This window comes from Gilliamella apis (assembly GCF_002142155.1).
Lineage (GTDB): Bacteria > Pseudomonadota > Gammaproteobacteria > Enterobacterales > Orbaceae > Gilliamella > Gilliamella apis.
The window spans coordinates 1-23,470 of the sequence record NZ_NASD01000029.1 but is presented as its reverse complement, the minus strand read 5'-3'; the positions used below and the strand labels follow the sequence as shown (position 1 = coordinate 23,470).

20 protein-coding genes, 1 tRNA gene and 1 pseudogene are annotated in these 23,470 nt (G+C 32.4%); 8 read left to right on the top strand and 14 right to left on the bottom strand.

Annotation, left to right across the window (positions count from 1 at the left end):
• The first annotated feature begins 304 nt into the window (after window positions 1-304).
• Window positions 305-1,357 carry a beta/alpha barrel domain-containing protein gene (locus B6C84_RS10660; RefSeq protein ID WP_086354306.1) on the top strand — a complete coding sequence of 351 codons (1,053 nt, stop codon included), beginning with the start codon at window positions 305-307 and terminating at the stop codon, window positions 1,355-1,357.
• An 87-nt stretch (window positions 1,358-1,444) separates the two neighbouring features.
• Here the strand turns inward: B6C84_RS10660 and B6C84_RS10655 are convergent, their stop codons facing one another.
• The 3 genes from B6C84_RS10655 to dnaQ form a co-directional block, all read right to left on the bottom strand.
• Complete coding sequence (locus B6C84_RS10655) at window positions 1,445-1,807, bottom strand: YbaN family protein (RefSeq protein WP_086320282.1); 363 nt, start codon at window positions 1,805-1,807, stop codon at window positions 1,445-1,447.
• Window positions 1,808-2,102: 295 nt separating this feature from the next.
• Window positions 2,103-2,179, bottom strand: a tRNA-Asp gene (locus B6C84_RS10650).
• Between the two features lie 113 nt (window positions 2,180-2,292).
• A complete protein-coding gene (gene dnaQ, locus B6C84_RS10645; RefSeq protein ID WP_034903680.1) occupies window positions 2,293-3,027 on the bottom strand; it encodes a DNA polymerase III subunit epsilon in 735 nt (244 codons plus the stop codon).
• Between the two features lie 195 nt (window positions 3,028-3,222).
• On the opposite strand from dnaQ, the gene rnhA reads away from it, so the two are divergent.
• From rnhA to B6C84_RS10630, 3 genes are read left to right on the top strand one after another with little or no spacing between them, the layout of a single operon-like run.
• Window positions 3,223-3,696, top strand: coding sequence for a ribonuclease HI (gene rnhA / locus B6C84_RS10640; RefSeq protein ID WP_065651259.1), 474 nt, complete (start codon window positions 3,223-3,225; stop codon window positions 3,694-3,696).
• Window positions 3,697-3,723: 27 nt separating this feature from the next.
• The gene (gene gloB / locus B6C84_RS10635; protein ID WP_086354305.1) at window positions 3,724-4,452 is read left to right on the top strand and encodes a hydroxyacylglutathione hydrolase; all 729 of its coding nucleotides are present in this window, start codon (window positions 3,724-3,726) and stop codon (window positions 4,450-4,452) included.
• 42 nt (window positions 4,453-4,494) lie between these two features.
• Window positions 4,495-5,745 carry a transglycosylase SLT domain-containing protein gene (locus B6C84_RS10630; RefSeq protein ID WP_034903686.1) on the top strand — a complete coding sequence of 417 codons (1,251 nt, stop codon included), beginning with the start codon at window positions 4,495-4,497 and terminating at the stop codon, window positions 5,743-5,745.
• Here the strand turns inward: B6C84_RS10630 and B6C84_RS10625 are convergent.
• The 6 genes from B6C84_RS10625 to rlmC all read right to left on the bottom strand — a co-directional run bounded on the left by B6C84_RS10625 (window position 5,732) and on the right by rlmC (window position 14,287).
• Window positions 5,732-6,505: an endonuclease/exonuclease/phosphatase family protein gene (locus B6C84_RS10625; protein WP_086320284.1), complete on the bottom strand. Its 774-nt coding sequence runs from the start codon at window positions 6,503-6,505 to the stop codon at window positions 5,732-5,734. The two genes, B6C84_RS10630 and B6C84_RS10625, sit on opposite strands and share 14 nt — an antisense overlap.
• A gap of 1 nt (window position 6,506) precedes the next feature.
• A complete protein-coding gene (gshA, locus tag B6C84_RS10620) occupies window positions 6,507-8,069 on the bottom strand; it encodes a glutamate--cysteine ligase (RefSeq protein WP_086320285.1) in 1,563 nt (520 codons plus the stop codon).
• A gap of 230 nt (window positions 8,070-8,299) precedes the next feature.
• Window positions 8,300-8,824 (bottom strand): HugZ family pyridoxamine 5'-phosphate oxidase, encoded by a 525-nt coding sequence (locus B6C84_RS10615; RefSeq protein WP_081299930.1) that lies wholly within the window; start codon window positions 8,822-8,824, stop codon window positions 8,300-8,302.
• Window positions 8,825-8,877: 53 nt separating this feature from the next.
• Window positions 8,878-10,524 carry an ABC transporter ATP-binding protein/permease gene (locus B6C84_RS10610; protein WP_086354304.1) on the bottom strand — a complete coding sequence of 549 codons (1,647 nt, stop codon included), beginning with the start codon at window positions 10,522-10,524 and terminating at the stop codon, window positions 8,878-8,880.
• A gap of 119 nt (window positions 10,525-10,643) precedes the next feature.
• Complete coding sequence (locus B6C84_RS10605; protein ID WP_086320288.1) at window positions 10,644-12,839, bottom strand: TonB-dependent hemoglobin/transferrin/lactoferrin family receptor; 2,196 nt, start codon at window positions 12,837-12,839, stop codon at window positions 10,644-10,646.
• 305 nt (window positions 12,840-13,144) lie between these two features.
• Window positions 13,145-14,287, bottom strand: coding sequence for a 23S rRNA (uracil(747)-C(5))-methyltransferase RlmC (gene rlmC, locus B6C84_RS10600; RefSeq protein ID WP_086354303.1), 1,143 nt, complete (start codon window positions 14,285-14,287; stop codon window positions 13,145-13,147).
• Between the two features lie 214 nt (window positions 14,288-14,501).
• Here rlmC and map point away from each other — a divergent pair, with 214 nt between their 5' ends.
• Window positions 14,502-15,290: a type I methionyl aminopeptidase gene (gene map / locus B6C84_RS10595; protein WP_065578734.1), complete on the top strand. Its 789-nt coding sequence runs from the start codon at window positions 14,502-14,504 to the stop codon at window positions 15,288-15,290.
• Window positions 15,291-15,492: 202 nt separating this feature from the next.
• Here the strand turns inward: map and B6C84_RS10590 are convergent, their stop codons facing one another.
• Together B6C84_RS10590 and B6C84_RS10585 are read right to left on the bottom strand one after the other, a co-directional pair.
• On the bottom strand, window positions 15,493-16,362 hold the full coding sequence (locus tag B6C84_RS10590) for a co-chaperone YbbN (RefSeq protein WP_065612978.1): 870 nt from the start codon (window positions 16,360-16,362) through the stop codon (window positions 15,493-15,495).
• A 28-nt stretch (window positions 16,363-16,390) separates the two neighbouring features.
• On the bottom strand, window positions 16,391-17,161 hold the full coding sequence (locus B6C84_RS10585; protein WP_086354302.1) for an SDR family oxidoreductase: 771 nt from the start codon (window positions 17,159-17,161) through the stop codon (window positions 16,391-16,393).
• Between the two features lie 99 nt (window positions 17,162-17,260).
• Between B6C84_RS10585 and B6C84_RS10580 the strand changes: the two genes are divergently transcribed.
• Complete coding sequence (locus B6C84_RS10580; RefSeq protein ID WP_086320290.1) at window positions 17,261-17,953, top strand: 5'-methylthioadenosine/adenosylhomocysteine nucleosidase; 693 nt, start codon at window positions 17,261-17,263, stop codon at window positions 17,951-17,953.
• A 71-nt stretch (window positions 17,954-18,024) separates the two neighbouring features.
• Here B6C84_RS10580 and rnd read toward each other — a convergent pair whose 3' ends face one another.
• Window positions 18,025-19,113, bottom strand: a complete 1,089-nt coding sequence (gene rnd, locus B6C84_RS10575; RefSeq protein ID WP_086354301.1) for a ribonuclease D — start codon at window positions 19,111-19,113, stop codon at window positions 18,025-18,027.
• A gap of 24 nt (window positions 19,114-19,137) precedes the next feature.
• Entirely contained in the window at window positions 19,138-20,292 is a 1,155-nt protein-coding gene (locus B6C84_RS10570) for a metallophosphoesterase (protein WP_086354300.1), read from the bottom strand.
• Window positions 20,293-20,378: 86 nt separating this feature from the next.
• Here B6C84_RS10570 and cmoA point away from each other — a divergent pair.
• Both cmoA and cmoB read left to right on the top strand, forming a co-directional pair.
• Window positions 20,379-21,095: pseudogene (gene cmoA, locus B6C84_RS10565) on the top strand (carboxy-S-adenosyl-L-methionine synthase CmoA); the annotation flags it as partial.
• 35 nt (window positions 21,096-21,130) lie between these two features.
• Complete coding sequence (cmoB, locus tag B6C84_RS10560) at window positions 21,131-22,099, top strand: tRNA 5-methoxyuridine(34)/uridine 5-oxyacetic acid(34) synthase CmoB (RefSeq protein ID WP_086354299.1); 969 nt, start codon at window positions 21,131-21,133, stop codon at window positions 22,097-22,099.
• Between the two features lie 132 nt (window positions 22,100-22,231).
• Here the strand turns inward: cmoB and B6C84_RS10555 are convergent, their stop codons facing one another.
• The gene (locus B6C84_RS10555) at window positions 22,232-23,131 is read right to left on the bottom strand and encodes an endonuclease/exonuclease/phosphatase family protein (protein ID WP_081299931.1); all 900 of its coding nucleotides are present in this window, start codon (window positions 23,129-23,131) and stop codon (window positions 22,232-22,234) included.
• Window positions 23,132-23,470: the final 339 nt, after the last annotated feature.

Below are 23,470 nucleotides of genomic sequence, written 5' to 3'. Positions count from 1 at the left end.
AGGTCAGACAGTCTAAAAAAAAACACTATAACTATTTCATTTACTTATATATTTTTATCAATATAGCACTTGAACTTTATTTATATTCAGCTAGAATGCTTAGCAATTTTAGAAAAGAGAATTTGATTATGATTGTGGTTCAAACACACAGACCAATAACAAAAACAAAATTGAATTGTCTTTTTCTTTTAAATATTGATCCTCCTTTATGGAGGATTTTTTATGTCTACAACTTTAACTTTTCAAGTTTATACCAAATTTTAAATCAAAACCACATTAAGAATAGCCATAAACAGGAGATAGCATGAAACCTTTGATCCCTTTTTATAATCCAAGTATAAGTTATGAAGATAACTATGCTCAAGGCCCTTTTGGACTTTTTGCTGAATTAGATAAGGCTGAACAGGTCGCAACTAAACCAACAAAATTTTTAAATGTCAATGTTAACCTACCATTTGGTCAGCCAGCAGGTCCGTTACTAAATGCTAATTATATTAAAGCTGCTTTTGCTTATGGATTTGACTTATGTGTTTATAAAACGGTTAGAACCAAGTTTCACAAATGCCATCCATTACCGAATGTTTTATCTGTTCATCCTAATGGCAAGTTATCACCTAACTTAGACACAGTATTGGCTGATACAAATTATAATCAACCTTTATCAATTACCAACTCCTTCGGTGTACCATCTTTTGCACCTGATATTTGGCAACCGGATATGGCTGATGCGGTAAATGCAGCTGGCGCTGGACAATGTGTTATTGGTAGTTTCCAAGGAACTCAAGGTAATGGTGAGATAGAAAAAGATTATGCTTTAGCTGCTAAGTTAGTAAGAGAAACTAATGCACCAATATTAGAAGCTAATTTGAGTTGTCCAAACGAAGGTGCAAGTAAACTACTTTGTTTTGATGTTGATAAAGTAGAACGAATTGTGAATGAAATTAAGAATGCGGTACCAGATCGCCCTCTTATTTTAAAATTAGCTTACTTCCCAGATGATGAACGCATCATATCTCTATTAACTCGAGTCGGAAAAATCATTGACGGATTAAGTACTATTAATACCCTTTCAGCCAAACCGGTAGATGCAAGTGGACATCCGGCATTAGGCGAAAACCGTAAGGAAGGTGGTATATGTGGTGATGCAATTCGTTGGGCTGGTTTAGATATGGTTAGTCGACTTAATAAATATCGTAAACAAATGGATTTAAAATTTGCCATTATTGGTGTTGGTGGTGTTAGTAATAGTGAACATTATCATCAATTTATTCAAAATGGCGCTGATGCGGTAATGAGTGCTACAGGAGCAATGTGGAACCCATTATTAGCTATTGAGATTAAAAAAAGTCTTAAATAGTTATCAGTTAACTCACTTTATAACTGATTAATTGTTACAGGGTAACTTATTTGCCCTGTAATTTTATTCTTACCAAAAACTATATCATCACTTCTTGAGAAAATAATAACCTCCAAAAATAACATGTGCAAAGAAGACTATTGCTAAAATAATCCTAACATGCAAAGAATCAAATAAAATAAATGGAATTAATAAAATGATAAATACCATGGTTAACATTTTTACTAATCCTGTTTTTGAAATCTTTTTCTCGATAAGCATTTTTTGCACATAAGTTTGATAATAACGAGTTTGAGTAAAATAGTTATACAGGCGATCAGAACTATTTAACCATAGATATGCAGTAAGCAGATAAAAAGGCACTGTCGGCAAAAGAGGAACAAAAATGCCCACAGTTCCTAATACAAAGAAAATCCCACCTAGAAGAATAAATAGCGATTTTTTTAACATATCTAAATCAATTCGAATAACTTTAACTTATGCAAATAATTATTGAAGATAACATAAATAGAGAAAGTTACAACTTTAGGTTCTCGTCGTGATATCACCTATATTTAAAATTAAAATTGTAACGAAAAGAATATAACAAAATTAATTTATTGTTACGAAAATTATTCTGTATTTTTAACAATAAATAGTATTGAATTATAGTTAAGATTGATTAAGAAACATTATAAGTTTTATATAGATGGTTTTATGTAAGTGTTTTTGAATTAAACTTAAATTAAGTATAACTTTTAAGAATTGGCGGAACGGACGGGGCTCGAACCCGCGACCCCCTGCGTGACAGGCAGGTATTCTAACCAACTGAACTACCGCTCCGCTTTTTAGACTCTTTAATGCAGAACATTAAAGTAGGCGTGATATTAAAGATTATTATTATTTTCGTCAATATAAATTTTTAAAATTATGTTCAATTGAATAGAAAACAATCATTAATGCTCTTTCCAAAGCGCCCCACCACTTTTTTTATCAATTTTTTCTAAAATTGAATCATGCGCAGATAGTTCCGCTTCATTAGCTTTAATTACTGTAAGTGGTATCCCATTACGTTCAATTTTTTTTACAGCATTATTCGTCATTGATGAAGATAAATTATCGTCCGAACTAAATGCCAAAGTAGTTTGGCCCCCGGTCATTGCTAAATAAACTTCAGCAAGTATTTCAGCATCCAGTAAGGCTCCATGTAAAGTACGATGAGAATTATCAATTTGATAACGTTCGCACAATGCATCTAAATTATTACGTTTACCCGGGAAAAGACGTCGAGCCATTGCTAATGTATCTGTAACAATACAGTGATCGGCGGTTTTATAGTCTAACCCACAAAGGCGAAATTCATAGTCCATAAAGCCAACATCAAACGAGGCGTTATGAATAACTAATTCAGCACCATCTATAAATTTAATAAAATCATGTGCTATATTTTTAAAAATCGGTTTGTCTTTAACAAATTCATCACTGATACCATGAACTTTAAAGGCTTCTTCATCAATTAAACGTTCTGGATTGATGTAAACATGAAAATGATTGCCAGTTAATCGTCGATTTAATACCTCAACTGCACCAATCTCAATAATCTTATGACCTTCATAATGATTATTACCGTCTTGATTCATACCTGTAGTTTCTGTATCTAATACAATTTGGCGGGTTGAATGTGTTATCACAATATACTCTTCTTTATCTATAATTGGGAATTTTACAAATTAATGGTATAGTCTAACACCAAAACGTACTGATGTTGATACCTCCACTGTTTTAATCAATGATTGATACAACATTAATAATGGCTTATTAATATTTATATTAAGCTAAAATTTCTTGAAAAATAATCACGTAATAAGTTTATAACTATGTCAAATATGCAAAAAAATATTGAAATATTCACTGATGGATCTTGTTTGGGCAACCCTGGACCTGGTGGTTATGCAGCTATTTTAAAATACAAAGAAAATGAAAAAGTATTAGCTCAAGGTTATTTTAACACCACGAATAATCGCATGGAATTGCTTGCTGCCATTGTGGCATTGGAATTACTGAAAGAACCCTGTCAAATTAAGCTTTATTCTGACAGCCAATATTTGCGTAATGGCATTTCGAATTGGATTTATGGTTGGAAAAAAAACGGCTGGAAAACCGCAAAAAAACAACCAGTAAAAAATGTTGATTTATGGCAACGTTTAGATGTATTAGCTAAGTTACATACCATTGAATGGATATGGGTAAAAGGTCATGCGGGCCATATTGAGAACGAACGCTGTGATGAAATTGCCAAAACGCAAGCTGAATCGCCCACCTTACATGATACTATTTTTGAAGCATCATTAACCGATTAATCAGATAAAATAGAAGGTGTAATTACCATGTATCAGTTACATGTTATTCCTGCTCTAAAAGATAATTATATTTGGTTACTTGAAAATGCTAATAAAAAGGTGGTTATTATAGATCCGGGTGAGGCTGCTCCAGTGCTAAGCTATATGAAAAAATATCACTTATCACCCCTTGCAATTTTACTCACTCATCACCATATCGATCACACTGGTGGGGTAACTGAGCTAAAAGCAGCTTATCCCGATATTGAAGCTTATGGGCCAAGTGAAATTAATTTGCAGATTAACCATCTCGAAAACATCAATGAATTATTGATTGCTGATTTTCGATATGAGGTTATTTCAGTACCGGGACATACATTGGGACATTTAGCTTATTATTGTCAGCCATATTTATTTTGTGGAGATACATTGTTTTCCGCTGGTTGTGGTAGAATTTTTGAAGGTGATTATAAGCAAATGCTAAGTTCGCTGAATAAATTAAAGCTGTTACCTGATGATACCCTTATTTGTGCAGGACACGAATATACCTTAACTAATTTAGATTTTGCTCAAATGCTAGTTCCTGAGGATCAAGTTATCCATGAGTATTATGATTTTATTTGCAAAAAAAAAATTACTTTGCCTTCTATTTTAACCCAAGAAAAACAGATCAACTTATTTTTACGTTGTGAGGAAAAAAATTTACAAAATAAATTTAATTGTAACAATGAGTTAGAGATGTTTACTTTTTTTAGGAGCCAAAAGGACATTTTTTAGGTATAATACTCTGCTTAAATTAATGTCCTAACTTATAATCTAATGAAAAAATTATTAATATTTACAGTGTTATGTGCTTTTTTAGTCGGGTGTCAAAATCATGGTTCACGATACAACGCTGGCTCAAAAAAATATAATGCTAAATCAATAGTTAATTCTAGCGTTAAAAGTGGTGGTGTTAATTACGCTTCAGTCACGCAAAATCCTTGGCATTATATGTTAAAGCAAATAAACGTTAACGTTCCAAATAATAGCCGTGTTGTTGCCGAACGCGAACGTTTATTACGTAATCCAAAAGGATTTGAAAATATTGCGTTACGATCTGAGCCTTATGTGTATTACATCATTAATCAGTTACGAAAAAACAAATTACCGGTTGAACTAGCTTTAATACCGTTAATAGAAAGTGCTTATGACCCTTTAGCCACCTCTCCTGCCCAAGCAGCTGGTTTATGGCAATTTGTACCTGTTACCGCTAAAGAATATGGCTTAAAACGTAGCAATAGTTTTGATGGCCGACGAGATCTAATCGCATCAACAGGTTCAGCAATCTCTTTGTTACAAAATCTTAATAATCGATTTAATGGTGATTGGCTATTAACATTAGCTGCCTATAATGCTGGTGAAGGTCGAATTCAAAGAGCTATTGATAAAAATAAAGCTAAAGGTTTATCAACTGATTATTGGTCGTTAGATTTACCGACAGAAACAATGCATTATGTGCCAAAAATATTAGCTATTATCGATATTGTTAAAAATAATAAACGTTATGGTATTAAATTACCTGACTGTAATTATGAAAACTCATTAGTTAGAATCGATATGTCTAAAAACGTATCATTGGCTAAAATAGCGCAATATTCAGAATTATCACTTAGCGATTTAATGACATACAATGCAGGTTATGTACAACAAACAGTAAATGGCCCTTTCCATCTACTGGTACCTTATTCTCATGCAGATAAATTATTTAAAAAGTTAAAAAGTGAAAATTTAGTTGCTAATCAAGTAACTGAACTTTTAGAAGATGTTCCGCATAACAATATGCCGTTTGAAATAAAATCTACCACTATTCAATATACCAATACTACAGTAAAAGATACTAAATCAATGTTAAATAGTGGCAAAAAACAGATTACTTATCAAGTTAAAGCGGGTGATAACCTTTATACTATAGCGCAAAATTACCGAGTTAAGATCACCGATCTTTTACAATGGAATAAATTAAAAAATATGCGTGTTAAAGAAGGTGATATATTAACAATTAATTTGGTCAATTCTAATCCAATTTAAATTTAACAAATAATGGATTATGATCTGATGCGGCTGTATTAACTATATTAGCCGCATCAAGCTTCAACCCTCGATAAAAAATAAAATCCAGTGGCCTACCTAGAAACGTTTTTCTTATATCAATCGAGAAATTAACCGGTTTGAGATTTATTGAACGTATCAAATGATAAAGTAGGCTCAACCGTTGCCGACTCCAAGCATTAAAATCTCCCGCTAAAATTACTGGTCCATGATGTTGCTTAATATAATTTAATAACATATAGATTTGTTGGCGGTAAACTTTCACCCCTAGACTAAAATTAATGGCATGAATATTAGCAACTAATAGTTGTAGCGTTGAATTTTTAATTGGATAAAGAGTGATTAATGCTGATTTTGGTACACGGATGAATGGTTCTCTTTCTCTAAAGGAGAAAATTTGCGTTGGTTTTATGTTTGTTATTGTCATAACTCCAGCATAAATATCATTTAAACTATAGGCTGGAACATGATCGGCAATTTTGTTATGCCGAGCAATAAAATTTAATAATTGGGACGTGGTTTGAGCTTCTTGTAATAATATCAACTTAGTTTGATCTGCATATTGCTCAAGGATATTAATACAATCTGCCCTTTTCTGTTTGAAAATATTCCAAACCAAAACCGAAAAAGACTGTTGGTCGATTAACGGTTTGTCATGCATAATTTTATGGTTTGGTAATATTAATTCAACATCACTTTTTCCTTGATATCGTAATGTATAATCGCGATGTTTAAACATTTTAGCTGTTCATTTTTTCTTTTAGATATTCATCAAATGACATAGTGTCATTTTGTTCTATTTTCTTTTGTTTTTCAATTGATAACATTCGTTGTTGATTAAAATCATCTTCAGTTAGAACTGATAAAGGTTCTGAACTTAGTTGTTTTTTATATTGAGTAGCTAAAGCTAAACCAAATTTGGCTGTGCCCAAATCACTAATCGCGGCTAACGTTCTCGCCGATAATGTCAATTCAGGTTGATCAAACATCAGATCAAGTCGTTCACAAACTTTTCGATATTGTTGTTTGTCGTCTTGATGATCAAGTACATCGGCGACTCGAAGTAAATCTTTGAAAAGTTCATGCCCTACTTTAGCTAACGGTTGTCGATAGCTATCACAGCCTAATCCAATTTCTAATCCTGGTTTACGGCCTTCAATAATCACTCTATTCCAATTTAATTTTGCACATTCTAGCTCTGCACTACTCATTTCAGGAGCAGGAGCTAAAGCACACCAGATTAAAAATAGGTCAATAAATCGAATTTGTTCCTCGGTAATACCAATTGGTGAAAATGGATTAACATCAAGTGCTCGAACTTCTATATATTCTATGCCACCACGTAGTAAAGCATCGGATGGCGATTCCCCTGATGTTGGAACTCGTTTTGGCCTAATTGGTGCGTAAAATTCATTTTCAATTTGTAATACATTATCATTCAACTGTCGATAATGACCATCAACCTTAATGCCTAATTTGCTAAATTCGGCTGATTTTGTCTTGGTAGCCCGTTTTAAACCCTCAACATAGGTATCTAGATGATTAAAGGTGATCCCTAATTGTTTCTGGGCATTATTGGTATAACCAATATCACTCATTCTTAGTGAGGTAGCATAAGGTAAATAACAGTTACCATTAGTTTGTTCGATGAACGCTTTTGCTTTTTCTGGATCTTGAATAAATGACGAGCACATTGATGGCGATGCACCAAATAGATAAGGGATAACCCAACCAAAACGGTAGTAATTACGAATTAGTGTAAAATACCCTTCCGAAATAACTGCCTTACCTTCTTCACTGTTTTTAACACCATCTCTCGCTTGCCAAAATGCCATAGGTAATGAAAAGTTATAGTGAACACCTGAAATAGTTTGCATCATAGCACCATAACGATTTTTTAAACCTTCACGATAGACTGTTTTAAGCCGTCCTTCATTAGATTTTCCATATTGAGCTAAGATAATGTCATCTTCTTTGGCAACGAAACAAGGCATGCTCAGTGGCCACATTAACTCATCGCCAATATTTACACTGGCATAGCGGTGTAAATCTCGTAAAAAAGTTAACATATAATCGATATTGGTATTTACAGGGGTAATAAACTCTAATAAAGATTCAGCAAAGTCAGTCGTGATCCATGGATGAGTTAATGCTGCACCAATTTTTTCAGGAAACGGCGTTTTTGACAATGAACCATCAGGCAAAATCCGTAATGTCTCACGTTCAAGGCCTCTCTGAATGCCTTGTAAAATAGTATAATGTTTTTCTAACCAACTGAGAGCTTTCGAAACATCAGGAACCATAATATTAACTATCCTAAATTCAGTTTATGTTGGCTTAATTTTAACATAGTTTACTGGTTAAGATAGGCAGTTTTCTTGATTGAGTGAAGCTATTTTAAGAATATGAATCCTCAATCGAAAATAAAAAAACTATTATTTAAAACATTTAAGCAAAGAGTGGAGTGATGAAAAAAGCCATTACTTAGTTAATAAGTAATGGCAATATTATAAATAATGCTTAGATAATGATATTAATTACTAGATTGTTGTTTTTGCTTAGCGACATAATCTTCATCTACTGGTATTACCGTTTTATTTTGTGGATCGATAATATAGGTTTTACCAAAACCAATTACTAATCTTCCCTCTTTCGGGGTTAATTTAAATAAATTAAAATCATTCATTTCAGCTAACATATAAACCATTTTGCTCACTTTTTTAGCTAGCAGATCGACAGTAGAATCAAACTGCTCAGTTCCTCTTTCGACAATGGTTGCCGAAGCATGGAAAGACAATCTTCTACGAGCATAAATATTCTTAGTATTAGATTCATCATCAATAATTAAAAAAGATATGTTTGAATTAGCTTTGATATTTTTACTATGTGGTGCTAAGTCTGAAATTAAAATGTAATAGTCATTACCGTCAAAGAAATAAGGTGAATAGCTAGTATCAACCGTTCCTGTTTCGGTGATTGTTGAAAGTATGATAGTTTGCATTGTTTCGTGTAAATCATCTATTGTTTTTTGTACAATATCATTTTTGGACTCAGCCATAAATTACTCCTTGATTTGTTTTAATATTTAGTTAAATAATCTGTTTTTAAAAATCATGATAAATTTAATTGATAACACTTATTAAAGTAGTTTGATATATCACTATGAGAAATAATAATGAAACTACTTGTTGGTAAGTTTGTCTGTAACAATTTTAGCAATTGTTTTTCGGCTACTTTATCTAATGCATTTGTGGTTTCATCCATAAAAATCCAATCCGGTTTATGCATTAAAATTCTCGCAACTACTAAACGTTGTTTTTCTCCACCAGAAAGTGTATTTAAATTATCATTAAGTAAATATTTATCGATATCTTCAGAAGAAAAACCCACATCAAACAGTAATTGTTTAATAACAGTAAGATCTTTCTCAAACAATGGTTCTGGATAGCTTACTGCATGAGCCAATCCTCCCATAGGAAAGTAAGCATTTTGTGATAAAAAGAGTTTCTTTAATTTAGGAACCTTGACCACTCCATCATAATATGGATAAAGACCAGAGATTATTTTAAAAAGTGTTGATTTACCTATACCTGATGCGCCACATAAAACAACTGATTCCCCTTTGTTAATATGGAGATCGGGTAATTTTAGTAAAATCTTTCCATCAGGTTTCTTTATAATTAAATTTTCCAACGATAAACGTTCATTTCCATTTTCAGCTTGATTAAGTTGTTTAAACTGATAAGAGACTTGTTCAGACTGTTGAATAAATTGGCCCAAACGATAACTACATGCTATCAGTTCGGCCAGTTTGTTATAATTGAAAATAAACCAAGATAAATTAGTTACTACATTACTAAATGATTTACTAATTTGCATCAATGATCCTAAACTAACTTTACCGATTAAATAGATTGGTAGAGAAAAAAAGGTCGGAATACTTAATACGGTTAAATAGTAAGGCCGAGTAAAACAACCTAAAATAAATTGCCGTTTAATTAGCTTATACCAATTTTTTACAATACTATTAAAATGTTGATCAAATTGTTGTTGTTCAACCTTTTCTCCCTCTAATAATGCAACAGATTCTTTCGCTTCTCTAAATCGAGTTAAAACAAAACGGTAATTTGCTTCTAAATGTTGTTGCTGAATTAGTAAATTTTTTAATGGGCTTCCCAACTTATGGGCAATATATGAGGTCAAAATGACATAGATAGGGGCTAACCAAATTAAATAATGAGAAATGCTAATATCAATATTGAATAGGCTAAATTCTAAAACAAAATTATTGGTTATTTGCCATAAAAGAATAAAATAGGAAAAAAGACCGATACATTGTGTAATAAATGAAAATCCTTCGTTAGTTAATCTCTCGATAAATAAATGGCAATCTTCAGAAATACGCTGATCTGGATTGTCTATGTTTGCTTGATTATTATTTATAAACCAATAGGCTTTATGATTCAGCCAATGACTTATTATCGTGTCATTTAAAACTTTACGCCAAGTTATGACTAATGTTTTTCTTAAATACTCGATGATCAAATAGGTAATGGCACCAAAAAAAGTTAACATGATAAAAACTAATAATTGCGTTATTACCGCTTGCATATCGTACTTTTCTAATGCGTTATAAAAGTTTTTATTCCAATTAATCATTTCAAGACTGATTCTGATTAGAATGATATTTAAACTTATAATAATAAAAGCATAACCAAAACCTAACTTTCCTTGCTTGGATTTGAAACAGAGTTTCATAAGCAAGATGATATTTTTCAATGTTTGCAAAACTTATATTCTCGAAACTAAATATTTTTTCTATTTACTACTATCAATATTGTTATTGAAATTTTGATAGTAGTAATCATCCTTAATTATTAGAAATTTATAACCGCACTTATGGCAAATGTTCTTCCTGGCGCTGTTTGTAACTCGATAGGATTCGTCACTTTGACATTAGTTTGCGGATTTTTATAATAACTACTAAACATAGGCCATTTAAAATAACGACGATCGAAGATATTTAATACTGAGCCCCTAATAGTAATATTCTTGCTTGGATGCCAATTTAAATAAGCATCATAAATGGCATAACCACTTGGTTTAAATACTTCATCTGAAGACGAGCTATCTTTCGATACATGTGAAACCGCTTTAGAAAAAGTAGCTAATACTTCGGTATCAAAATTGAAATCAGGAAGATGCCATTTTAGACCGAGGTTACCTTGTAATGGCATAGCATCATTAAAGTAAGATTTTTTCTCTCCAGGTGATTCTTGTTTTTTACCATATTGATACGAAGTCGACGCATTTAATGTCCAATTTGGATAAAATTGCCATTCAGCCGATGATTCAATGCCCCAAAGATTAACTTTGGATAAATTTTTATAGGTATAATCTTTTGGTCCAACACGAATAAAATTCTTTATATAATCACTATAATCAGCTTTAAAAAAACCTACACTAAACCAGCCTTTAGAAAAATCGCCTCTTAACCCTGTTTCATATGATTTTACTTTTTCTGGTTTCAATTTAGGATTAGGGATTAGATTCATACTAAATGATGGCAAAGAAGTATATAACTGTTGAGCTGTTGGCATTTTAAAACCTTCAGCATAACGAGCATAAACTGAGTATTGATCGGTAATATTAAATAAAGCACCTAATTGGGGAATAAAACGATGTGATGTAATCTCACGAGGTTCTTTTCCTTCGATGACTGCATAATGGCTATCTGCATTTGGTTTGATTTTATAAGTTGCATAGCGTAAACCAGGTTTAATTTTAAAACGTTCACTAATTAAATGAAATTCATCTTGCAAATAAACATCAGCTCGTTGTGTTTTAGAATTAGCAAAATTAAACCCTCCACCAATGGTTTTTTTACCATTTTTTGTACTTTCATTACGATAGTAACTACGGGTAATATCGCCCTGAAAACCATAAACTAAATCATGACTACTGTTTAAAAAGTCAAAGTTTGAGTTTAATTGTAAATCCAATTGCCAGAATTTTTCTTTATAATCATTAGTTGTATAGGTATAAATCGGCTTTTTTCTTTTATCTTTTTGTTGGCGATGTGATTTTAAATAACGTTCTTGAGGAGAATAAGAGATCATGGTTTTAATTTGATCGACAAACCCAACTGACGGCATCCAACTATCATCGATGGCAAACCTTTTACGAGTTTGTATTTGTGTTCTTCGATAATCACCATTGAAAGTTCCATTAGATTGTAAACCGTAATCATATAATTGTTTTACAAACGAGTTAGAACGGAAATTTTCAAATGTTAATTTTGTTTCGCGATTATCATTATGATAAACCAATTTAGTTAGCATATTTTCTGCTTTCGCATCTAAAGGATTTAGTTTATTACATCGAATGGCATCTGCTCCTCGCGGACATCCCCAAATCCCCCCATTCGCTTTAGCTTTGCTTAACCTTGCTTCTTGATAATCTCGACGACTAAAACTTAATAAACCTTCTAAATTAGGCATTAGTTCAACAGCTAACATACCGGTTTTGGTGTTTTGTTTATTCAAACTATCATAACCACCATTAACTCTAACTGCATAAGACTTACCTTTAAGTAAATCACTAGGATCTAATGTTTTAAATGCCACAACACCACCAACCGCATCTGCACCCCACAAAACTGATCCAGGTCCACGTATAACTTCCACGGCTTTGATATTTGATAAATCAATAAAATTTCTGTTTCCGTCTTGTATACTTTCAATAACCCTTGAGCCATCTACTTGCAACTGAACACGGTTACCTGACATACCACGTATTCTAATTCCACCAAGGTTACCAAAAGGATCGGTACCAGAAGTTTGTCTATTTACTGATATCCCTGGCATATATCTAACTAAATCTTCCATCGTTGACATTTGATGGTCATCTATATTTTTCTTAGTCACCACATCAACCGTTTCAGGGATAGCCAATTTAGCTTTCTTTTGTCTACTCGCCGTAACCGTAATTGTTTCTATATCATCACCATCAGCAAATACAGGGAAAGGTATTGAAGCCACTATCATCATTAGCAATATTTTATTTATTTTCATTTTTCACCACAAAATTAGATTAATGAACTGCCTTAACCAATGCCCCAATATTTGATAATTATCATTTTTTGATCATTAATCTAGCAAAAATAATAAACATGATCAATAGTAATGATAATTATTAACATTTGCTAATGATTATCATTTGATATTATTGAGGTAATTATAAAAATTGAATAGAATCAGGATAAGAAATCTTTATACGCTAAAAATAAAAGGTAAGAACAAAAAGATTCACAAAATTGGTTAGGCTAGATTTATTAGTATTCATAATAAAAACTAGCCTATATTGGTGTAATGATTTATCAGATTTTTTCTAACAAAACTAACACTTCCATATGAGATGTATGAGGGAACATATCAAACAATTGCACTTTGATCATTTGGTAATGAGTCAAAAATTGTAGATCTTGTGCTAATGATGACAAATTACAACTTGAATATAAAATATAATTAGGTTGTATATTTTCCAGATATTCGACCAGTACTCTACCTGCCCCTCGCCTTGGTGGATTAAGTAAGACTAAATCAGGTGTCTGGTTTTGATGTGTTGCATATTTAGTAGCATCTAATGATTCAAAATTAAGTTTGTCATAACCTAGCTGTTTAGCAGATTTTGATGCGCATTCAATAGCATCAGAACTAATTTCAATTCCTGTTAATTGAATATTATCGTTATTGGCATGACGAACACAATGCAAACCAAATCCTCCCACCCCACAAAAGAGATCCCATATAGAATTTACATCTAAATTCGCCAGCCAATCACTAGCCGTTTTATATAATTTTTCAGCAATATAGCTATTTGTTTGAAAGAAGCTTTTTGATTTTATATAAAGTGGTATGTGATTTAACCTAAATTCTAGAAAAGGATTATCCGTTAAAATTAACTCTTCATCACCCTCTAATATAGCGGCATGATTAGGTTGAATATTAATCGATACGACTTGTAAATTATTTATCTTATCGATTAAATTGTGCAAACTATTGCTTATCTTCTCGACAAATTTATGTGATTTTAATACAAACCGTAGCATAAAGTGGCTTTTATCATCGATAACACTTTCGGTAATAATGACAAATTTTAACTCCCCTTTTCGCTTATTAATATTATAAGGAACCAATGCTTGTTTACGGATATAGGTACGAACCATTTTTAGGATACTTTGCATATTAACGCTATAAAGCGGACAATCACACAGATCAATGATTTGATTATCATTTTGAATACCTAATATGGGTTTTTCAACCGTGCCTAGCACCGCCATTTTAGCTTTATTGCGAAAACCTTGCCCAGGGCTAGCAAATGGATCTTTAACTTCTTTAGGATTAAACTTTGCTAAAGTTTCAATTAATTGGTTTTGCTTTTCATTTAGTTGAGATTTATATGGTTGATTTATTTTATGACAAGACAAACATTTATTTTCTTGATAATAACTACATTGCATTTTATGAAAACCTTTTTTTATAATGCATTATTATATAATTAAATGGTTTTAAGCTGTATTAGTTTTCTTTTTTTATGTCCAAAAACCCCTTTCCTCAAAATTTTTTAGCAAAAATCTTAAATTTAATCGTTATACTTGATTTATCAATAGCTATGATTTGACGAAATAGCGGTATATGATAGGATATTGCCATACAAATTATAGGAACCTATTAATGTCTATTAAGTTAAAAACCCCCGCTGAAATCGAAAAAATGCGTATTGCTGGTAAATTAGCAGCAGAAGTTTTAGAAATGATTGAACCTTATGTAAAACCTGGTATTAGCACTGGTGAACTGGATCAGATCTGTTATGAACACATTGTTAATGTGCAAAAAGCTATTCCTGCCAACATTGGTTATCATGGTTTTCAGCATACCAGCTGCATTTCAATTAACGATGTAGTATGTCATGGTATTCCAAGTTTTGATAAAAAGTTAAAAGATGGTGATATTCTTAATATTGATGTGACCGTAATTAAAGATGGTTTTCATGGTGATACCTCAAAAATGTACATTGCAGGAAAACCAACTGTTGCCGGAGAAAAACTATGTCAAGTCACACAAGAGAGTTTATACGAAGCCATTAAAATCATTAAACCGGGGATCAGATTAAAAGAAATCGGTAAAGCAATTCAAAAATATGTTGATAAATTTGGCTTTTCTTCTGTTCGTGAATATTGCGGTCATGGTATAGGTGAAGTATATCATGATGAGCCACAAGTTTTACATTATGATGCTGATGATGGCGGTGTGATCCTGAAACCAGGTATGACTTTTACTATTGAACCGATGGTAAATACTGGAGATTGGCGTACTCGTACCATGAAAGATGGTTGGACAGTTAAAACCAAAGATCATGGATTGTCAGCCCAATATGAACACACGATCTTAGTTACAGATAATGGTGTGGAAGTTCTAACCCTTCGTAGTAATGAAAACTTTCCTCGCGTTATCGAACACTAAATAAAAAAGATTCAACAATGCTCTATTGTTGAATCTCTTCATTTATATAACTTAATCTAACTATCTAGAATTCAATTTTCCACGATTTTTTTATTCATTAACTTTACTGCGAAATATATTTCTAGGTTGTGATATTCGTCCCAAATATCCAGTAAATCATAAAAAAGCGTTCAAAATCCTTCAAGCTTTGGTTTTAGCTATTTTAATATAATAGCGTATAAAGCTTACGGCGATAGCTACTAGCAAGTGCGTTATTAGTTCCTAAAGCTGCTAATAGATCTAGTAAAGTTTTCTTCACCTGCCCTTCACCAGCATTCAGATCTTTTGTTAAAGGTTTAAACAACAGTTCTAATGCTTCTTCGTGCCGACCAACTTGCATTAGTTGCGATGAAAGTTGAATCATTAACTCAACATTATCTGGCTGTTTAGCTAATTCAGCTTGTAATTGCTGTAATTCAGGTGAATTTGCAGCTTGTTCGAGTAACTCAATTTCGGCTTGTAAACCGTGGTAAGCTGAATCCTGATCTTGCAATGGAATAGTTGCCAAAACATCCTTAGCTTCTGCTAGTTGTTTTTGTTCAATTTGGCTTTTCGCTAACATTAACGCAATATCTGATCTTGGTTTACCTAAATGATCTTTAAGTACAGTCCAAGCTTGTTTTAATAAAGGTAATGCTTGCGCATATTGGCCTTCATTAAAAAATTGTTGCGCTTCAATAAGTTTCAATTCATCTTCATTAGGTAAAATTTTATCTAAAAAGGTTTTGATGGTTTCTTCATTTTGTGGGCCTTGAAAACCATCAACAGGTTGACCATTTTGAAACATATAAACGGTTGGAATTGCTCTAAGCCCAAACTGTGCTGCTAACATTTGTTGTTCATCACAATTTACGCTAGCAAGAATGAATTGTCCTTGATGTTGTGTTGCTAATTTGGTTAACGTATCTGTCATTTCTTGATAGTTAGGACTTCTTGGTGACCAAAAATAGAATAACACAGGACTACTAGTTGATTTTTCAATAATTTCTTGAATATTCTGTTCATTAACATCAAAAATAAATTGATTTGACATAATCTATCCTATAAATAAGTTTAACTGATTATTTATTTTGTAAAATTTTATCCATTAATCTATCTGGAAGCAAACGTTTAGCTATTGCCGCCAATTTAGTTATTTTTGTTACCCTGTAACGTATTTTCGGTTTGTTATGCTCTAATGCGTGATACAGATATGGTAATACCGCTTCAGGGGCTAATGTAAAGCGTTTAGCAATAGGTGGATTTTTTACTATTTTTTCTTTTTCGGTCTGGTTTACATTATTTGAAAAATAGGTTTTTAATGGACCTGGTTCAATTAAACAAACTTTAATATTGGTGTTAGCTAACTCTAAACGGAGTACATCAGACCATGCTTCTAAAGCATATTTGCTGGCAGAATATGCGCCTCTACCCGGTGTTGCGACTATGCCAACAATTGAGCTAGTTTGAATTATTCTACCTTCATTTTGTTCAATCATTGCCGGTAATAATAATTGGGTTAATTGATGAACACCAAAAAAGTTAGTAGAAAACTGTGATTCTAATTGTGATCGATTGATGGTGTTTAAACGGCCATAGACGCCAAATCCAGCATTGTTAAATAACGCATATAATTTACCTTCACACAAGGTTAATACTTGTTGCGCAGCTTGATTAATTGAATCGGCATCGTCTAAGTCTAATAAAACGGTTTCAAAACCTTGCTCAATTAATTTTTGTTGGTCTGCTATTTTGCGGCATGATGCAATGACACGATAACCTCGTTTTTTCAGAGCGATAGCTGAAATCAATCCTATACCGCTTGAACACCCCGTTATAAAAATCGTACGCAAATTTTATCTCCGTTATATTCATTTATTGTCAAGTTAACTTACAGCAATTATGATAGCACATTTAAAATAAATATACGGCTAATAAGCCAAGAGGGCCATATGAAAATTGCTATTATCGCAGCTATGGAAGAAGAAGTAGCCATACTAAAGAGTAAAATTACCGATTATCAATTAGAGCGTCATTTAGGATGTGATTTTCATATTGGTAAAATAGCAAATTGTGAAATTGTATTATTACAATCAGGCATAGGTAAAGTTGCTGCAGCCTCAGGAACAACATTATTATTAAATAATTATCAAGTTGATGCAGTCATTAATACCGGTTCAGCGGGTGGGCTGTCAACGGAACTGAATATCGGTGATATTATTGTATCAAAAGATGTATTTTATCATGATGTTGATTTAACCGCCTTTGGATATAAACCAGGTCAAATGTCAGGTTGCCCTGTTTCATTTGCTGCTGATGTTAATTATCAATCATTAGCTAAACAATGTATAAAGAAACATGGGGTCAATGCTGTTGATGGCTCAATTGGCAGTGGTGATGCCTTTATCAATGGTAAAAGCAATTTAGAACGAATTAAACAAACTTTTCCTGATGCAATCGCCGTTGAAATGGAAGCTGCCGCTATTGGCCATGTTTGTTGGTTATTTAAAGTACCTTTTGTGGTGGTGAGAGCAATTTCTGATAATGGAGATGATGAATCGGCAGTTGATTTTCAATCATTTTTAAAACTTGCTGCAGCCCAATCATCAAAAATTGTTGAATCGATGCTAAGTGAACTAGCTTAATATAGAGATTGGTGTCAATGTAATTTGACACCATTTAACTAAAATTTTGTCATTCTTCCATTATGATTTAATCAATTAGGCAGGTCATATTGTTCAAATAATGGTTTACGCCATCCTGACAGAATTTCTGGAATTTCACCTTTCCTATCATTTTGCCATTTTACATACTGATTGATTAATCGTCTTGAAAGTATTAATTCGCTATTAAGTCCTGTTTGTGATGCTATTTTTTCAGCGATTTGTTTCAATAAATCAGCAATATTTTTATAATTTGGATAACTATTAATACGTTGAATTGTCGGAATAATAGGTATAGGTTGAAGCAATATATCCAAAATTGTTTGACCATATGCACGGATATCTTTACCTTTCATACCCAATTTATCAAGTTCTGCTAAGGAGGTTGGTTGATAACGAGCAATTTTCCATAAAATCTCTTCGTGCACTACAAAATTCAACGCTATGTCGTGATTTTTAGCAAATTGATAGCGCCAGCAAGCAAGTTTAGCTAATTGCCCTAAACTATCCCCTTTCAATTGCCAGCTATTTTTAATATTTAAGTAAGCCTTTTGAGGATCAAATATTTCACATTTACGCGCAATTGCATTTCGACATTCTTGATAAGCAGCCGCTAAATAATCAATCGATGTAAGCTGAGATTTTAAATTATCCATTAATGGAAACAGATATAAAACATCATTAATAGCATAATCACACTGTTTTTCAGTCAAAGGGCGTTTTAACCAATCAGTCCGTGTTTCACTTTTATCTAACTCAACGCCAAGATATTTATTGACTAAACTTGCATAACCACTACTGATGGGATTATCCAAAAAAGAAGCTAAAATTTGGCTATCTATTACTGGAGAAGGAACACAATTAAATGCATGAAGAAACACTTCAATATCTTCGCTACAGGAGTGAAAATATTTTTCAATATTAGGATTGGTTAAAATTGCTAAGAATTCCTGCCAATCGTTAATATTAAGTGGATCAATTAGCGCAGCATGTTGGCCATCAAAAACCTGTAAAAGTCCTAAATGAGGATAAAATGTCCTAGTTCGTACAAATTCAGTATCCAATGCTATAGCACTACTATTCTTGATCTTTTGACAATAATTGGATAATTCATCATTACTAATAATAAATTGATAATTCAAAATACGCTTCCTATTTAAGATAATCTATTGAATGGTAGTTTTGTTGACAAAAGATACATCGATTACAACAATTTCAGAGCGAGTCATTAATCGAATTGGTGGGCCTCCAAATCCGTAACCGCTATTGACTATACTGGTGAAATGATGATCAGCATCGTGATAAATACCATTGGCATTTTTGTACATCATCGCCACCAATATATTGATAGGAAAGATTTGACCACCATGAGTATGTCCAGATAACATTAAATCTACTTGTTGTTCAGCAACATCTTTAATATCTAGTGGTTGGTGATCTAACAAAATTATTGGTCTATCCGTATCAGAAAACATGATTAAATCGGATAGTGAGGCGCGCTTAACATCGTACTTATATGATGAAAAGTCATCACGCCCTATCAATGTGATGCCAACCTCATCAAGATAAACAATATCATCTTTCAATACTTTTAAATTCGCTCGTTTAAATGCATTAATAATATCTTCTTCGCGATTATTATTATCATGGGTACCTAAATATTCATGATTGCCAAAAATAATATAATTACCGTATTTGGACTTTAATTGCTGGAACTGTTCAATAAATCCATTTTCGAGGAAAGGTTTTAATCGTTTATCTAATGTATCGCCAGTTATCACGATAAAATCAGCCTTTAAGCTATTTACCTTGTCAATCATGTTTTGAATCATACTTGCAGAGGTATGCTCATTAATATGAATGTCTGAAAGTTGCACAATTCTTAGATGATCAACATTGGCTGATTTATTAATCACAACCTGATAATCAACTATTTTAGGATTTATCGCCATTTCATGGCCAAAACAAAACAAAGCCACAACCGCAATAATAAAACTGATTTTATGCCAAAGATTAGGCTTAATTTGCTTTTTGCTAATCCGATAAACAATTTCAAAAATGAGTGTTATAAAAACGCTACAGATCATCAAACCGGCAATCGTTAACAGGAACAAATGTAATCCCGAGGTTAAAATATCATTTAATACTCTAGCAAGGATTAACGATGCACCGGCCAAACCAATAGTCAGCCAATAAATAATTCGACCATAACCGGTTAAGTGAAGGTTAAACCAAAACTGCCAGCGTTTTCCTAATAAAAAAGTGACCGAAATACTGATAATAATCGTTGCGAAAATGGCTGTAAAATCAACAAAAGTCATAATTACTCGAACAATCGAACGCAAAAAATGGTATGATAACAGAATTAGATTCTATAGTACCAATAACTTTTATGGATACCAAAAAAGACCAGCTATTTGCAACCCCGATCGATAAATTAGGTGATTGGACTTTTGACGAAAAAGTTGCCGAAGTTTTCCCAGATATGGTGCAGCGTTCGGTACCCGGTTATTCTAATATAATATCAATGATTGGTATGCTGGCTGACCGATTTGTACAACCTAACTCTATGATTTATGATTTAGGCTGCTCGTTGGGTGCTGCCACGCTCGCTATTCGTCGTAATATCAAACACGAAAATTGTCACATTATTGCTATTGATAATTCATTACCTATGGTAGAACGATGTAAAAAGCATATTGATGCCTATAAATCAAATACACCTGTCGATGTAATTTGTGAAGATATTTGTAATATAAATATGCAAAATGCATCAATGGTAGTTCTTAATTTTACCTTGCAATTTTTAACTCCAGAAAATCGACAACGGGTTTTAAGTAATATTTATCAAGCTTTGCGACCAAATGGCATATTAGTTTTATCGGAAAAGTTTAGTTTTAGTGATGAGACTGTCGACGAATTATTATTTAATATGCATCATGATTTCAAAAGAGCCAATGGTTATAGTGAACTGGAAATAAGTCAAAAACGTAATATGCTAGAAAATGTTATGCTTACAGACACAGTTGCGACCCATAAACAACGTCTGATAACAGCAGGATTTGAGCATGTTGATACTTGGTTTCAATGTTTTAATTTTGGCTCGATTATTGCTATCAAATAACCTCTAGATTTAATTTAATTATAAAGGAAAACAGAATGATTGATTTTGGTGATTTTTACCAAATTATCACAAAAAATAAGCTTAAAAATTGGCTTGAAGTTTTACCAGCGCAATTGGCTAATTGGCAAAAACAAAATTTAGATAATCGTTTTAGTCAATGGATAAATAGTATTAAACACTTACCAGCAATTAGCCCTTTTCAAGTTGATCTATTACATAGTGTAACCGCAAAAACAGAGCAACCATTATCTTCTGGCGAACAGCAACGTATCACACAATTATTAAAAACCATGATGCCATGGCGTAAAGGCCCTTTTCATCTTTATGGCATTGATATTGATACTGAATGGCGTTCCGATTGGAAATGGCAAAGATTGATTAATCATATCGATAATTTAGAAGGTAAAATAGTTCTCGATGTTGGTTGTAATAGTGGTTATCATTTATGGCGTATGATTGGCGCAGGAGCCAAACTTGCTGTTGGTATTGACCCAATGGCGCTTTATCTATGCCAATTTGAAGCAATAAGAAAACTATTAGGCAATGACCAGCGAGCTCACTTACTTCCATTAGGCATTGAGGAATTACCAAAATTAAACGCATTTGATACGGTTTTTTCAATGGGAGTGTTATATCATCGTCGCTCACCGCTTGATCATCTTTATCAATTGAAAGATCAATTAGTTGATGGTGGTGAATTAGTACTCGAAACATTGGTTATTGAGGGAACCGAACATCAAGCATTAATGCCTGGTGAACGTTATGCTCAAATGCGAAATGTCTATTTTATTCCATCAGTACCAACCATGATAAATTGGTTACATAAATGTGGTTTTAAAGATATAAAAATGGTTGATATATCCAAAACCAGTTTGGATGAACAACGCAAAACAGAATGGATGGAATCCGATTCATTAGCGGAATTTTTAGATCCTAACGATTTATCCAAAACAGTAGAAGGTTATCCTGCGCCAATGCGAGCAGTATTTGTTGCAAGAAAATAATTTTTTAATCTCGTTTGGATTAAAAGTAACGGTTATTTTTCTCACCTTTTAAAATAAAAAACACAATAAAAAAAACGGGCTTTTGCCCGTTTAATCTATCAATATCTTTTATATAAATAAGTTCGATTAATATTAATCATTTTTTATGATCATCTGGACAGGATAATGATCGGAATATTTATCCGTAAAATCATCTTTTATTACTTGAACATCAATGACATTATTTTTAAGTGGTGGTGAAACATAGATATAATCATAGCGTAATGGAACTGATGCTTGATCATAAAATACTTTAGTTGGTGCAGTTGCCACAAATTCTTTATGTTTAATTTTTAATGCATCAATAAAACCAGCATCGAGAAGATTTTGTTGTACAGTATAACTTAGTTTACCATCAACCAGATTTTCTAAAATTGGTCTTTTCTTTTGCTTTTCTTTAATATCCTCTAAAAGGGTACTTTTATCATAGTCAGATTTATCTGCTGGCGAAAATGAGTTCAAATCTCCGGCAATTATCCATTTTCCTTTAGGATCACGACTATATTTGATTGAATCGATAATTAAATTAATCTCATCAATTCGTTTAGCTGTCCAAAATGGATTCATATGTGTAACGACAAAATGATAATTTCCGATATCTGCATAGAGTGCCCCATGCCACAAATTATCAACTACTTTATTAACATTAACTATTGGATATTTAGAGGTAATAGCTACAGGGAAAAAAGCAGCATCTTCCGGTGATTCTTTTAAAAGTACCGCATATTTATGTCCATAACTAGCGGCAAATTTTTCAAGTTTTTCACGAGTAAAAAAATTCATCTCTTGCCAAGCAATAATATCGGCATCTTGTGCTTTTGCCCAATCAATATATTTCTGTTTACCTTCACTCTCATCTAACTTCATACCATTATAAACATTATAACTAATGATTTTTAGTTGTTTGGCATCATCAAGTGAGGCTAAAGCGCTAGAAGTACTAAGGATAATCCCACTAATCAATGCGACAATTTTCAACTTAGTTTTATTCATAAGATATTCCTTTCTTTTATAAACTCATCATAAATATTATATTGATATTAACTTAATCAAATTGTTTTACATAAATTATGTGATTTATATCAATAAAATCATTTACAAATAGTGCTAATTAGTAATAGCGAAGACGAAAAATATTTATCTAAGAATAATTTTTTTTAAGAAAAAAAGCACCTAGTTATTCAATTAGGTGCCTCATATAATATATTATTTATCAATCAATATATGGCCATATTATTCATTAATAAACAGATTTTCTTGTTCGACATCTCTAAATGCTAAGTCAACTTCTCTAATCGCTAACCTATAAGTATGATTTGGGTCGTTTTCTTC